This window comes from Janthinobacterium sp. PAMC25594 (assembly GCF_019443505.1).
Classification (GTDB): Bacteria; Pseudomonadota; Gammaproteobacteria; order Burkholderiales; family Burkholderiaceae_D; genus Janthinobacterium.
Window position 1 is genome coordinate 4,545,180 of record NZ_CP080377.1, and the last position, 14,118, is coordinate 4,559,297.

Consider the following 14,118-nt stretch of genomic DNA (forward strand, 5'->3'; position numbering starts at 1 on the left):
GGTTGCGTTGAGGTATTCGGCGTTCGCATTGACGGTATCAGCACCATCAATGACCGAAAGCCCAGCATGACGAACAAAAAAACCATCACCAGCAAGAGTGTGCCTGCACAACAACCTGCGAAGTTAGACGCTGCCACGCTAAGCAATATGGCCCACCAGCCGAAATCGTCATGCATCGTGCCGCATGATGATGCGCTTCAGCGTATCGCCGATATGGTCGCGAAGCTATCCCCATCCAACGTGGATCTGGTCACTAACATCATCCGTGTGATTTTTGATCAGCAGACGTCTGAGAAATAAGGTCTTATAGTTGAATTGCTGGGGCTGCACTAGCAGCCCCAGCTGTCCACCGTTCTGCTATCATCGTTGGCACTTTTATTTTCATGCCAACACGACAAGCGGACGAATTCTATGATTGAACTGAACTACACTGGCATGGCATTTGATGAGCAAGAACTGATTGACACCATCAAAGCGTCAAAGAGGACCTATATGGTGCAGGGCCAACGTGTCGTGACATTGGGAAATCATCCCAAGAAAAATTCGTTCGACGTATGGTTGCGTAAGCGTTTCCCGAAAAAGCAGGATACCAAGCTTGCTGACAATTATGTGATCGATGCACTGCTTAAGACAGGAAAGTTCACTGCAACGAATGATATCTGCCCGGACAGCGGGCGCTTATGTAAGTCGATTCGCCTCGCGTGAACTGATCGTAGACATTTAGAGAGCTATCACAGACCACGGCTTTAGAACGACTAGAAACGTTTCTAAGGCGTGGAGTGAGATAGAGATGCATCGACGCGCCGAATCGAAATGAAATCGTTTCTAGGCGTCTTAAAATCGATTTCTAGCAAGGTCAAGATCAAGATTATCCTGACATAATAGTTAGTCAAGCACCCTAACAAATAAAATATGGTGCCTCAAATTTGCTCTAATAGTAGGCACTTTTATAGGCATCAAATTTTGATGGCTATGTTCGCCTATCTGCCGCCCACACCTATTTTTGTAGGGTACTGAAAACAGTACTGTTAAAATTCAGTCGTATAAAGAATAGTATATTCAACTATGGTCGGCGTAAAAAATCAAAACACCATTCGCACTATATTTGATTTAGGAGTTTTTATGTTTCATCAGGATGCCTGGCCAATTCTCGGACATTATGTATATGCGTTGTTCGATCCAAACAAACCGAATCAGCCGTTTTACGTCGGTAAGGGTGTTGGAAATCGGGTTTTCGCACACGCTCGTGGTCAGTTGACACGACTTGAATCAGATGAATTTATGTCAGCCAAACAGGAAGTTATCTTGCAGATACTTAAGGCTGGCAAAGAGGTGATTCATAAAATTGTTCGCTACGGCATGTCACATGAGGAAGCAATCAAAGTTGAAGCCTCTCTTATCGATATGATCAATCATATCGAACCTGGAACATTGAAAAATGAAATATCAGGTCATGGAGTGGCTGAGGGTATTATTGACGCTCGCGACTTAAAGTCGGCATTGAGTGCACCAAAGCTGGATAATCTTGAGGAACTTCCATTACTAATTATTAAGATTGAGCGTAAGTGGAGCGACCTGCTAGAGCTGAACAATGATAGTCCGATTTCCATTAATCGTTCTGATATTTTTAATGCCGTTAAGGGTAATTTGGTCTTAAGCGTTCGGCGAGCCAAGGAGGCTGCATGTGTACTCGCTGTGGCACGTGGTATTGTGCGCGGCGTATTTGTACCGTCTGACTGGGAGACGGTCAGCCATAACAATCGAAAGCAAATGATAGGAGAGCTGGATGCGGCTGAGTATCAATATTTTGTTGGTAAATCAGTTGCACACTTTTTTACAAACGGTAGTCAGAATCCGATCAAATATATATGTTGCTAATTTAGATATATGATGGCGCTAGCTACTTTATATGTTTGCTAGAAGCAGGGTATGCTACTCGCCAGATGCTTTTCTATTAGGTAAGTAGCCGTTGAATAAAGGGTTAGGATACTACGGCATCTTTTGCCGCAGCATCTAACGATTCTTGTGAACGTGCGTAATTACTTGATCAAGTACTGATCCTTATCCTTACCTTCCAGCCATCTTGGCGGACGACCACGACCTGTCCAGGTCTCGCCAGTAGCATCATCGCGATACTTCACTGCGACTGGGCTGTGAGCCTTGACCGCCTTCGTTTTGGTCTCCTTGAGGTCGTCGATGCTCAGACCATATTCCTTCATGATGCCGGCGATTTGTGCTTTTGCACCTGCGAGTTCGTTCTTACGTGCTGCTTCCGCGAGCTGTTGCAATTCTGCGATCTTCGCGGTGTACTCCTGATACGTGGTCATGTATTTTCCTTTGTAGTGTGGTTGCAGATGATACTTTACGCGATTTTTGTAATATGATCCAAATCTAATGAATTTTTTCTATGGCGATCAGCGACATAAGTAGCTAAAATAATGAATTTAATAATAAAAAATATATTTATTTTCTTAAAAATGTAAGTAAAAATAATTTATTAAAAATTTCTTTATTGTGAATTTTCAATTCATAAAAAATTGTCGACATATGTTGGTAATTTATGTAGACTGGAGCGTACTATTGTTAGGCATTATAGCTAGCTAAGAAACTGAAGGCAGGACGTTTGACAGGAATAGGTCAAGGAAGTCGTAGCAGCCAGTTCGAGCGAGTGTGAGGCCATTTTTAATGAAGAGTTAATTTATTCTTATCTTATTGAGTTAAGCCAAGATAAACTTATTTTTATGCTCTGAATGATTCATGGATTTTTATATAATTCAATTTTCGCATATTTAACTTAATTTTAAATTTACCATTATATTTTAAGGTGTTTGCTATGGCAACTGCAAAAAAGAAAGATACAGCTATAAGTTATCCATGTTTGCTTATTTCGCAAAATAATCACAGATTTTATTTAACTTCTATACCAGTTGCAGATATATTTAAATATTGTTTTGTATCAACTCGTGATGATGATAACTTGCAGGGGTTTCAGCGGCAATTAAGTAAGCCACGAGCGGACGATATAGCTAAATACTTAGATCAAGGAGTTGGCTCAATTCCAACAAATATAGTTTTATCTGCGCAAGAAGATGCAAAGTTAAAATATAATGCCAGAAATAAAGCCATATCTTTTGAGCGGTTAGATAAATCTTTTTTAGTGCTGGATGGCCAGCATAGGTTGTGGGGATATCAAATTTGCCTGGAAAGATTTAAGAAAGACCATCGTGTTCCTCTTTCTATTTATGAAAACCTAAGCCGTACTGAGGAGACTCGTCTTTTTATTGATATTAATACTAAGCAAGTTGGTGTTCCAGCAGCATTGTTGCTTGATATTAAACAACTCGCTCAAATTGAAGGAGAGCGTGACACCACACTTAGAGAATTATTTGATGGAGTTAAAAAGACGCCAAATTTGAATTTTAGCGGATTATTAAGTCCATCGAAATCTGTAGTTGGAAAAGTTTCTCGGGTCACTTTTAATAGAGCGGTTGGTCAAGCTTTAGATTCTTCCGTCTTGCAAGGCCTTGATAAGAAAAAAAAGCTCACTTTGCTTATAAATTATATCAAGGCATTCGAAAATGTTTTAGATGACCAAAAATTACTTACACGGAGTGCATTCCTTGAGGCAATTTTTGATGTTTTTGAGCAGGCTGTTCGTCAAAGCTTGTTGAGTTACAAGAACGCGAAGACAGAAAGCATTCAGAAAGTTATCAGCCCAATCGCAAAATATTCTTATGGAGATTCCACACTTCGATCAGTGGGGCAGGTAAAAAAAGCAGTGAGAAGCGCTCTTGCTGGCTCAATTAGTATTGCCCCTAATATGTTGTAAAGGGCGCCCAATGGCAAAAAATCCTGGACCGGTAGTTAGATATTTGTCTGAAAAGTTACTTGATGCAATTCCTGAATTTACCGAACTGGAACCATTCAGAGACAAGAACTTAAACAATTGGAGAATGAATGGAGCTTATTCCTTTCATAGTGCTACGAGTAAGTCATTTAAATTGGTAGTGAACTCTAGAGAATATGCTGCTGTTATTTTTGCAGATGCACAGCATCTACTAAATCACGCAAGTGAGCATCGAGCCCACGTATTGGATAATAGTTTAACGACGGAGCCAAGTCCTAGTTGGACATTTGTTTCGCTTTATTATTTTTCTCTATTTATTGCAATGGCATGGTCTAGAGTCTCCAATAATGCAGTGTTATATTTGGACAAGGATGCAATTAAAGAGTTTTGTGGAACTGTAGTAGGTCTGCCGGGTGGTGGTGCCTTTAGGTGTCAAGACCGGCCTGGTTATATACGCGTTTAACGAATAATTCCGGCTTTTTCTCCTGCCATTTCTTCATCGCCTGAATCGGTGTTGCGTTATCCAAGGCGCGCTGGGGAATGTTGTGGTTGTAGATTTTCAGGTAATTGCGCAGCGTCGATTCCAGTTCGGCCCGGGAGCCGAAACGAGTCTGGTTGACGACCTCGCTGATACGGCCATTGAAGCGTTCGACCATGCCGTTGGTTTGCGGGTGACGCGGCGGAATCAATCGATGTTCGATCACCAATTGCTTGCACAGCACGTCAAAGACATGCTTGCCGCTCGGGATACGGTCGCCGCTGACAGGGTCTTTTTTCTTGCTGGTAAAACGGTCGGTGAACTGGCTGCCGTTGTCAGTGAGTAGTTTGACGATGGTGATCGGGCAAGCATTTTTCAGTTTGAGCAGGAAGTCGGTACTGCTGCTGTCGGACTGGTTGGCATAGATTTCCATGAAGACCCAGCGTGTGGCGCGGTCAATGGCGACGAACAGGTAACGGCGTTCGGTTTCATCGAGCATCTGCGGTAAGTACTTGATATCCATATGTAAAAAGCCCGGCTCGTAGTCCTTGAACGACTTTTTGGTAACCGGTTTGTCGTCTTCGAGTGCGGCCATTTTAAGCAAACTGGAGACACCATGGCGCCGCAAGCAGCGGCCCAGGGCGCCACGCGAAAGCGCCGGGTTGACGAACTCACGCGCCACCGCCAGCAAGTCGTCGGTGGGCAAAAGCAAGGTGGTGCGTAGCGCGATGACGACCAGTTCCTGCGCTGGCGTCAGCGTCGTATGCATGGTGTGGGGCCGGTGCGAACGGTCCTCGGCGCTGTCGCGGTTCTGCCATTTACGGATCGTCAGGCGGCTCACGTTATAGCGCTCGGCAAGCTCCCGTTGGGGCAGTGTCGAGTTGCGGATTTCTTCCCGGATCAGGTGGGTGGTGCGGGCTCGGCTGTGAAGGGCTTGGGTCATGGCGCTGGCGGTGAGGTGACAGGAATCAACAGTGTACTCAACAGGCGCCTGGCTTTGAAGTAGGGCAAGCTGCGAATAGGAATATGATCACCCAATTCTAAACATTTAGGGCGGTTGCATCGACTGATCCGTTAACAGGTGTCACGGTGGTAGAGTTTAAGAAGGCTCCCACTAGCCATTTCCATGAGACAGCTTGGATAACTTTGAATAATGAGATTTCTTCCACTGAAAGATGGGTGAAAAATCTATCTGCTTCCAGAAAGGCAACTTCAGAAGAGGAGTTAGCGCTGCGCGCATTACGTCTTTTCAATGGATTTACTTTTGATGATCCTTTAATTTGGCCGAGTAGATTACGAAATGCCATTAATTATAGACCCGGTTATAGCTATCGTTCTGTCCTTAACCACAATTTTCTTAAAATTAGATCTAAAGCATCTAGGCCTGCATATATGACCTTGGATGAAGTAATTTCCGAAGGTGAGGCCGCTAAAACCTCATTGCGTGGTGTGCGAGATATTTTGGATTTTCCAAATGAGGCAGTAAGTTTACTTATTGCTCAAAGTATAATTGTTGAGAATTTTACTGAGAACGCATTGTTGAATATCTGTGCAATACGGGATTTAGATTGTTCTGCCAGAAGAATGCGTGTTAAATATAATAGATTAATGTTGGTTAAAGATAGTATGCTGAAACCATTGCCACTGTAAATTTTCTATATTGATAGTAAATATTTTTTGTTTTATGGTTTTTAAATAAATTATTTTATCGGTTGTTTTAATTTTTTTGTGGTATTTGCAAGTGTGGAAATATTTATCATTATTCAGTAAATTAGAGCCGTAATCAATATAAAATTTAGTTTGGATAGTTCGTATAGCCATCACACCTCGGAGAAATCGGCCATCGCATTTTCGATCACAGCAACCATGCTGCAACGTTGCCAACAGCAGTGAAACCCGCGTAAAATGCAGGCTTCGCGGGTGTAGCTCAATGGTAGAGCAGAAGCTTCCCAAGCTTACGACGAGGGTTCGATTCCCTTCACCCGCTCCATTTTTCGCTGGCGCCTGGTTTTATGCGGCGCGGCCACTTATTTCTTCATTCCCATGTCTTCTGATACCCCAGCAAACGGCCCGGCGCGGCCGATGATGTACGATCCGACCGAACACCGCATCCGCAGCTTCGTGACCCGCGCGGGACGGCTGTCGGTCGCCCAGGCGCGAGCGCTTGAGACCCTGGGGCCGCAGTTCCTGGTGCCTTTCGCCAAGGAACCGCTGGACTTCGAACAGGTGTTCGGCCGCAAGGCGCCGGTCATCCTGGAAATCGGTTTTGGCATGGGGGCGACGACCGCGCATATCGCCAAGGCCATGCCGGAGAAGGATTTTATCGGCGTCGAAGTGCATACGCCCGGTGTCGGCAGTCTGTTGAAACTGATCGGCGAAGAGTCGCTGACGAATCTGCGCCTGTTGCAGCACGATGCCGTGGAAGTGCTGACGCACATGATTCCTGCCAATTCGCTGGCCGGCATCCACGTGTTTTTCCCCGATCCATGGCACAAGGCGCGCCACAACAAGCGCCGCCTGATCCAGGCGCCATTCGTCAAGCAATTGACCGATCGCCTGGCGCCGGGCGGCTATCTGCATTGCGCCACCGATTGGGAAGATTACGCGGTGCAAATGCTCGATGTGCTGGGCGCCGAGCCGCAGTTGCACAATAGCGCCGATGCTTATGCGCCGCAGCCAGCATATCGTCCGCTGACCAAGTTTGAAAACCGTGGCTTGAAGCTGGGTCATGGCGTGTGGGATCTGGTTTTCATCAAGAAATAAATTCTCTTTGGCGGTTTCACCACCTGTGCCGTTTGCACGAGAACAAGCCTGCCGCGGCGACGCCGCAGGCTTTATTCATGCGCGCTGGCTAGGCACGGTGGGGGAATTACGCTAGTCTTATCTTTTTGTATTGATTGATATTATGTCCAAGAAAATACTCGTCACCGGCGCATCCGGTTTCATCGGCTCGCATACGTGCGTCGAATTGCTGGCTGCCGGCTTTGATGTGGTCGCGGTGGATAATCTGTGCAATAGCGCGCGCGAAGCCATGGCGCGCGTGGAGCGCATTGCCGGCAAAAGCGTGCCCTTCTACGAGGCGGACGTGCGCGACCGCGTGGCCATGGCCACCGTATTGCGCGAGCACGCCATCGATGCGGTGATCCATTTTGCGGGCTTGAAGGCGGTGGGCGAATCCGTGGCGCAGCCACTGATGTATATGGATAACAATGTGTCGGGCACCGTGGCGCTGCTGGAAGTGCTGGCGGCGGCGAATGTGAAGCGTTTTGTGTTCAGCTCGTCGGCCACCGTGTACGGCGACCCGGAAGCCTTGCCGATCCTGGAATCGTCACGCCTGTCCGTGACCAACCCCTACGGCCGCTCGAAGCTGATGGTCGAGCAGATCCTGGCCGATGTCGTGCATGCCGACGCCCAGTGGCAAGTCGGTGTGCTGCGCTATTTCAATCCGGTTGGCGCGCATGCCAGCGGCTTGATCGGTGAAGATCCGGCCGGCATTCCGAATAACCTGATGCCCTTCATCGCCCAGGTGGCAGTGGGCCGCCGCGAGCGCCTGGCCGTCTTCGGCAACGACTACGCTACGCCCGATGGCACGGGCGTGCGCGACTACATCCACGTGGTCGACCTGGCGCTGGGCCATGTGGCGGCGTTGCACCGCCTGTTTTCCACGGACGGCGGCTTTACCGTCAACCTGGGCACGGGTCACGGCTACAGCGTGATCGATACCGTGCGTGCCTTCGAAGCGGCCAGCGGCCGCAAGGTCCCCTACGACATCGTGCCGCGCCGCCCCGGCGACATCGCCAGCTGCTATGCCTCGGCCGACAAGGCGAAGCAATTGCTGGGCTGGCAAGCGCAGAAAAACATCGACGACATGTGCACCGACCACTGGCGTTGGCAGCACCAGAATCCGCAAGGTTATTCAGCCTGACGCAAGGCCGGCGCGCATAAAAAAATCCCGCTCACACGTCAGTGTGGCGGGATTTTTTTTAGAGCATCAGTAACCCAATGGCGCCTGAAAAATGTCTGGGGCGAGGCGAAGCAACAACGCCCCAGGCATTTTCTCAGGCAGCCATTATGGGTACAAGCCGCGCACTTCGCGAGCTTGCAGGACGCGCGTGCACGCCAGGATGAAGGTGGCGGTACGCATCGACACTTTCTTCTCTTGCGACACTTGCCATACCGCGTCGAACGCTTCGCGCATGATGCGGGTCAGGCGGCTGTTGATTTCTTCTTCTGTCCAGAAGAAGCTCGAGAAGTTCTGTGCCCACTCGAAGTAGCTGACGGTCACGCCGCCGGCGTTGGCCAGCACGTCCGGCACGATCAATACGCCACGGTCGGTCAGGATGTCGTCCGCTGCCGGCAGGGTCGGGCCGTTGGCGCCTTCCAGGATGATCTTGGCGCGGATGACTTGTGCGCGTTCGGCCGTGATCTGCTGTTCCAGCGCGGCCGGGATCAGGATGTCGCAATCGATGCCCCAGAAATCTTCGCGTGGCACGAATGCCTCGGCGCCCGGGAAGCCTTCGACGCTGCCCACTTCGGCCACGTGTGCCAGCAATTGCGGGATGTTCAAGCCGCCGGCATGCACCACGGTGGTCTTGTGGTCTTGTACCGCGACGATTTTCGAACCGGCTTCCGCGAACATGCGTGCGGCGACGCCGCCCACGTTGCCGAAACCTTGCACGATGACTTTCGCGCCTTCGAGCGACATGCCGACCTTGGCGGCCGCATCGCAACCGACGACGAACACGCCGCGGCCCGTCGCATCGCGGCGACCCAGGCTGCCGCCCAGCGAGATCGGTTTGCCCGTCACCACGCCGGTCGACATATTGCCGCCGATCATGGCATAGCTGTCCATCATCCACGCCATGACTTGTTCATTCGTGTTGACGTCCGGCGCCGGAATATCCTTGTTCGGTCCGATGATCATGCTGATCTCGCTCGTGTAGCGGCGCGTCAGGCGCTGCAACTCGTTGCGCGACAGGGTCTTCGGATCGACACGGATACCGCCCTTGGCGCCGCCGTATGGCACGTTGACGGCTGCGTTCTTGACCGTCATCCAGGCCGACAGGGCCATCACTTCCGACAAGGTCACGTCCTGGTGGAAGCGCACGCCGCCCTTGCCTGGGCCGCGCGACAGGTTGTGCTGCACGCGGTAGCCTTCGTAGTGGGCAATGCTGCCGTCATCGCGCTCGATGGGCACGTCGACCGTCAGGATGCGCTTTGGACGCTTCAGCGTTTCCACCCAGCGCGACAGGTTGCCCAGGTACGGCGTAACGCGGTCGATCTGCTCGAGGTAGACGCCCCATGGGCCCAGGTCTTCAGGATTGAGGTAGGAAGGAAGTGCGTGCTTGCTGGTCATGCTTGATAAGCTCCTGACAATACGAATACGTTAGAGGCACAGCCGAGATGCAGCTGCGCGCAGCGGAACCGCATCGTAGGCGATAGCCTCATGCCCCGGCCAATGCTTTGTGCGCATCCGGTTATGCATTTATTGCATAGTTTGGAGGTCAGGATGGAATTGTGGTGACGGCTGCACGCCGGCGTTTTTTTCCGCCGCGCGCGGCGCTTTCCTGCGCCTGCAGCAGGTACTGCCACAGGCTTTCGACGATGGGTTTGCCGGGGCGCAGGCCCGACGGGCGTTCGCGGTACAAGCGGATTTCCAGCTCGATTTCCCAGCCTGGCGCGCCGCCGTCGGCACGCGCCAGGTGCTTGTACTTGACGTCGCGCATGACGGCCGATTCGGGCAGGAAGGCGATGCCGCGCCCCTCCAGCGCCATCATTTTGAGGCCTTCGGCCATGTCCGTTTCGTAGCAGGTCTCCAGGAACAGGGGCGCCTTGGCGTCGGCCACCAGCAGTTCCACCATGCGTCCCAGGTAGGCATTGCTGGTGTAGGAGAGGAAGGGCAGCGGCTGCTTGGCGCTGCCGGGCAGGACGAAGTCCGGCACCTTGTCCTGGCCGCAGCGCGCATACGCGCGCACGGTTTCGCGGCCCATCACCAACATGTCGTAGCGGCCCGGGTCCAGCTGCACCGGCTGGCGCGGATGGTGATAGCACAGCAGCAGGTCGCAGCCGCCATCGACCAGCTGCAGCACCGCGTCGTGCACGTTCAGTGCCATCAAACGGCTGTTGATCGGCGCGAAACCCTCTTCCAGCGCCGTCAGCCACTTCGGCATGAAGGTCAGCGACAGGGTATGCGGCACGGCGAAATCGACACTCGTTTGCGTGGCCGCCCGCTTGCCGCGCAACAGGGCGCGCACGCCGTTGATCTGCCCCAGCATTTCCAGTGCCTGCTCGTAAAACACGGCGCCGGCCGGCGTCAGGCGCGTGGGGTAGGAGGTGCGGTCGACCAGGTCGATGCCGAGCCAGTTTTCCAGCGACTGGATGCGCCGCGAAAAGGCCGGCTGGGTGACGTGGCGCAGGGCCGCGGAACGGCTGAAATTATGCGTTTCAGCGAGCGAGATGAAGTCTTCCAGCCATTTGGTTTCCATCGCGGCAGCGTTCTCTTATCAAGGGCAAGGGCAAGGTAAAGTGGTCAGGGCGCATCGGGCAATGCCGCCGGCTGGTACAGCGCGGCGGGCAGGCCGAAGAAGGACGGCGGGCCCAGGGTCGTGCCATCGAGCGAGCCGCCCGCGTTCAGGGCCTTGTTGATGGCCGACAGCAAGGAGCTGCGGTCGGCCAGGTTTTTTATCAGCGCGCGCGGACCGTTGTGGAAGGTATGCTGGGCGATATCCGCAGCGACGACAAAGATCGGTTCGCGGCGCAGGGGGAACTCCACCCATTCGCCGTCCTCGTCCTGGGCGCGGAAGGTGTCGGGCAGGGTCATGTTTTCGGCGCCGGGAAGGTGCGACGCAAGCACCAGGCCGAAGGCTTCCGGTACCACGTCGGCCAGGCGGCGCACGGTAAGTTCGTCGCCCACCAGGGCACGTACTTGCGCTTCCACCGCGTCGTCGGCGTCAGGCTGGGCGCCGAGGATGTTTACGGCCTGATAGATCAGGTCGGACGAGAGTGCTTCCATCACATCATCTCCAGGATCATGGCGACGATTTCGTCGCCGTACGAGGCCAGTTTTTTCTCGCCCACGCCGCTCACGCCGCGCATCTGCTCGAGCGAGGTGGGTTTGGCCTTGGCGATTTCGCGCAGGGTGGCGTCGACGAAGATGACGTAGGCGGGCACGTTGTGCGTGCGCGCCGTCTCCACGCGCCACCAGCGCAGCTTGTCGAAAATCGCCTGCTCGCTGGTCGACAGATCCGTTTCGACATAACCCTTCGCCACGCTGGTGCTGCGCTTGCTGGTTTTCACCGGTTTCTGGTACTGGCGCAGCTGCACCTTCTGGCCGCCCTTGAGCACGGGACGCGAGGCGTCCGTCAGTTTCAGCGAGCTGTATTGTTCATGGTCGACCGAGACGAGGCCCAGCGCGATGGCCTGGCGCAAAATCGATTTCCATTCCGCCTCGCCCAGGTCCGAGCCGATGCCGAAGACGGACAGGGAATCGTGGTGCCAGGTCTTGATGCGTTCGGACTCCACGCCGCGCAGCACGTCGATCACGTGGCCGCCGGCGAAGCGCTGGTCGACGCGGTAGATGGCCGACAGCAGTTTTTGCACGGGCACCGTGCCGTCGAACGACACGGGCGGCACCAGGCAGGTGTCGCAGTTGCCGCACGGCGAAGCCGGTTCGCCGAAGTATTCGAGCAATCGCATGCGGCGGCAGCTGAGGGTTTCGCACAGGCCCAGCATGGCGTCGAGTTTCACGCCCAGCACGCGCTTGAAGGTGTCGTCCGCTTCCGATTCGTCGATCATGCGCCGCTGCAGCACCACGTCCTGCAAGCCGTATGCCATCCAGGCGTTGGCGGCCATGCCGTCGCGGCCCGCGCGCCCCGTTTCCTGGTAATAGCCCTCGATGCTTTTCGGCAGATCCAGATGCGCCACGAAGCGCACGTCGGGCTTGTCGATGCCCATGCCGAAGGCGATGGTGGCGACCATGACGATGTTTTCTTCGCGCAGGAAGCGCGCCTGGTTGGCGCTGCGCTTGGCGTACTCCATGCCGGCGTGATACGGCAGGGCGCGGATGCCGCTCTGGTTTAAAAACTCCGCCGTCTCTTCGACTTTTTTACGCGACAGGCAGTAGACGATGCCGCAGTCGCCCGTGTGTTCCGTGTTGATGAAGTCGAGCAGCTGCTTGCGGCCATTCGCCTTTTCCACGATCTGGTAGCGGATGTTCGGGCGGTCGAAGGACGAGACGAACTGGCGCGCGTCTTCCAGCTGCAGGCGCATGGCGATTTCGGCGCGCGTCTGTGGGTCGGCCGTGGCGGTGAGCGCGATGCGCGGCACGTCCGGGAACTGCTCATGCAGCACCGACAGCTTGATGTATTCGGGACGGAAGTCATGGCCCCACTGGGCCACGCAATGCGCCTCGTCGATGGCGAACAGGGAGATTTTTGACGCCTGGAACAGGTCCAGGCAACGCTGCGTCATCAGGCGCTCGGGCGCCACGTAGACGACGTCGATGCCACCCGTGCGCACCAGGCGCTCGATGCGGCTCGCCTCTTCGTAGGTTTGCGTGGAATTGAGGAAGGCGGCGCGCACGCCGACTTCCTCCAGCGCGTCCACCTGGTCCTGCATCAGCGCGATCAGCGGCGAGACGACGACGCCCACGCCATCGCGCAGCAGTGCGGGAATTTGATAACACAGAGATTTGCCGCCGCCCGTGGGCATCAGCACCAGCGCATCGCCGCCATGGCTGACGTGGTCGACGATGTCGGCTTGCTGGCCGCGGAAGGCCGGATAGCCGAAAACGGTCTGCAGCAGGTGCAGCGCGCGCTGGTTAAGATCTTGATTCATAGTGCCTTATTCTGCCCAAACAACCCAGCCGTAATGGGCGCTGGCCAGGACCAGCAAGCCAAACACAATGCGGTACCAGGCAAAAAACGTGAAGTCGTGCGAGCTGATGTAACGCAGCAGCCAGCGCACGCACAGGAAGGCGGAGATGAAGGCGGCCACGGTGCCCAGGCCGAACAGGGGCACGTCGGTGGCCGACAGGATGTCGCGCGCTTTGTACAGAGAATAGGCGGTGGCGGCCAGCAACGTCGGGATGGCCAGGAAAAACGAGAATTCGGTAGCCGTCTTGCGCGACAGTCCCAGCAGCATGCCGCCGATGATGGTCGAGCCGGAACGGCTGGTGCCGGGAATCAGCGCAAACGCCTGCGCGCAGCCCACTTTCAAGGCGTCGAGCGGCGTCATTTCATCGACCGAGTTGACGCGCACGGTGACGGGATTGGTGCGCGCGCGGCGCTCCACCAGCAAGATGATGATGCCGCCGATGATGAAGGCCATGGCCACCGGCACGGGCTTGAACAGCGCATGCTTGATCATCTTGCCAATCGCCAGTCCGATAACGGCCAGCGGGATGAAGGCGATGGCCACGTTCAGCACGAACTTGCGCGATTTGACCTCGGTGCTGAAGGTGGACAGCACACTGCCGATGCGCTGGCGGTATTCCCAGCAGACGGCCATGATGGCGCCGGCCTGGATGGCGATCTCGAAGACATCCATGACTTCTTTCGAGACATCCTTGGTAAAGTCGAGCAGGCTGCCGGCCAGGATCAGATGTCCCGTGGACGAAATCGGCAAGAATTCGGTAAAACCTTCGACCAGCCCCATGATGATGGCTTTTAACGCAAGAATGAGATCCATAGATATATAAACGGGTATAAGTGACAGGATGGGGGGAGCGCATGGCGCCAGCAATGCGCGCGGGGTCGAAGCTTACCACGACAGAGGCTTGCGGACCTTATTTGGG

General features: G+C 53.8%; 15 protein-coding genes and 1 tRNA gene. 9 read left to right on the top strand and 7 right to left on the bottom strand.

Translation table 11 applies throughout. The annotated features are described in order from the left end of the window. The first annotated feature begins 66 nt into the window (after positions 1–66). The 3 genes from KY494_RS20330 (at position 67) to KY494_RS20340 (ending at position 1,878) form a co-directional block, all read left to right on the top strand. Complete coding sequence (locus KY494_RS20330) at positions 67–300, top strand: hypothetical protein (protein WP_219888021.1); 234 nt, start codon at positions 67–69, stop codon at positions 298–300. Between the two features lie 111 nt (positions 301–411). Then, positions 412–705, top strand: a complete 294-nt coding sequence (locus KY494_RS20335; RefSeq protein WP_219888022.1) for a hypothetical protein — start codon at positions 412–414, stop codon at positions 703–705. 417 nt (positions 706–1,122) lie between these two features. After that, on the top strand, positions 1,123–1,878 hold the full coding sequence (locus KY494_RS20340) for a hypothetical protein (protein ID WP_219888023.1): 756 nt from the start codon (positions 1,123–1,125) through the stop codon (positions 1,876–1,878). A 161-nt stretch (positions 1,879–2,039) separates the two neighbouring features. On the opposite strand, the gene KY494_RS20345 is transcribed toward KY494_RS20340, so the two are convergent. Then, positions 2,040–2,327: an H-NS family nucleoid-associated regulatory protein gene (locus tag KY494_RS20345; RefSeq protein WP_219888024.1), complete on the bottom strand. Its 288-nt coding sequence runs from the start codon at positions 2,325–2,327 to the stop codon at positions 2,040–2,042. A gap of 506 nt (positions 2,328–2,833) precedes the next feature. Between KY494_RS20345 and KY494_RS20350 the strand changes: the two genes are divergently transcribed. Beyond that, positions 2,834–3,829, top strand: coding sequence for a DGQHR domain-containing protein (locus KY494_RS20350; RefSeq protein WP_219888025.1), 996 nt, complete (start codon positions 2,834–2,836; stop codon positions 3,827–3,829). Positions 3,830–3,839: 10 nt separating this feature from the next. Beyond that, on the top strand, positions 3,840–4,310 hold the full coding sequence (locus KY494_RS20355; protein WP_219888026.1) for a hypothetical protein: 471 nt from the start codon (positions 3,840–3,842) through the stop codon (positions 4,308–4,310). On the opposite strand, the gene KY494_RS20360 is transcribed toward KY494_RS20355, so the two are convergent. Next, positions 4,273–5,268 carry an IS481 family transposase gene (locus KY494_RS20360; RefSeq protein ID WP_219887543.1) on the bottom strand — a complete coding sequence of 332 codons (996 nt, stop codon included), beginning with the start codon at positions 5,266–5,268 and terminating at the stop codon, positions 4,273–4,275. The genes KY494_RS20355 and KY494_RS20360 overlap by 38 nt on opposite strands. Before the next feature lie 203 nt (positions 5,269–5,471). Here KY494_RS20360 and KY494_RS20365 point away from each other — a divergent pair, with 203 nt between their 5' ends. The 4 genes from KY494_RS20365 to galE all read left to right on the top strand — a co-directional run bounded on the left by KY494_RS20365 (position 5,472) and on the right by galE (position 8,250). Further along, positions 5,472–5,975: a hypothetical protein gene (locus KY494_RS20365; RefSeq protein WP_219888027.1), complete on the top strand. Its 504-nt coding sequence runs from the start codon at positions 5,472–5,474 to the stop codon at positions 5,973–5,975. Between the two features lie 266 nt (positions 5,976–6,241). Continuing rightward, positions 6,242–6,315, top strand: a tRNA-Gly gene (locus KY494_RS20370). 92 nt (positions 6,316–6,407) lie between these two features. Then, positions 6,408–7,088 carry a tRNA (guanosine(46)-N7)-methyltransferase TrmB gene (gene trmB / locus KY494_RS20375; protein ID WP_219891672.1) on the top strand — a complete coding sequence of 227 codons (681 nt, stop codon included), beginning with the start codon at positions 6,408–6,410 and terminating at the stop codon, positions 7,086–7,088. A gap of 142 nt (positions 7,089–7,230) precedes the next feature. Beyond that, a complete protein-coding gene (gene galE, locus KY494_RS20380) occupies positions 7,231–8,250 on the top strand; it encodes a UDP-glucose 4-epimerase GalE (RefSeq protein ID WP_219888028.1) in 1,020 nt (339 codons plus the stop codon). Positions 8,251–8,394: 144 nt separating this feature from the next. Here the strand turns inward: galE and KY494_RS20385 are convergent, their stop codons facing one another. From KY494_RS20385 to KY494_RS20405, 5 genes are all read right to left on the bottom strand, one after another. Beyond that, positions 8,395–9,681 carry a Glu/Leu/Phe/Val dehydrogenase gene (locus KY494_RS20385; RefSeq protein ID WP_071075270.1) on the bottom strand — a complete coding sequence of 429 codons (1,287 nt, stop codon included), beginning with the start codon at positions 9,679–9,681 and terminating at the stop codon, positions 8,395–8,397. A gap of 148 nt (positions 9,682–9,829) precedes the next feature. Continuing rightward, a complete protein-coding gene (locus tag KY494_RS20390) occupies positions 9,830–10,810 on the bottom strand; it encodes a LysR family transcriptional regulator (RefSeq protein WP_219888029.1) in 981 nt (326 codons plus the stop codon). 44 nt (positions 10,811–10,854) lie between these two features. Continuing rightward, positions 10,855–11,340 carry a hypothetical protein gene (locus KY494_RS20395; protein WP_219888030.1) on the bottom strand — a complete coding sequence of 162 codons (486 nt, stop codon included), beginning with the start codon at positions 11,338–11,340 and terminating at the stop codon, positions 10,855–10,857. Next, positions 11,337–13,160 (bottom strand): DNA helicase RecQ, encoded by a 1,824-nt coding sequence (gene recQ / locus KY494_RS20400; RefSeq protein ID WP_219132524.1) that lies wholly within the window; start codon positions 13,158–13,160, stop codon positions 11,337–11,339. Before recQ ends, KY494_RS20395 begins: the two co-directional genes overlap by 4 nt. A gap of 6 nt (positions 13,161–13,166) precedes the next feature. Continuing rightward, positions 13,167–14,012, bottom strand: coding sequence for an undecaprenyl-diphosphate phosphatase (locus KY494_RS20405; RefSeq protein ID WP_219888031.1), 846 nt, complete (start codon positions 14,010–14,012; stop codon positions 13,167–13,169). Between the last annotated feature and the right edge of the window lie 106 nt (positions 14,013–14,118).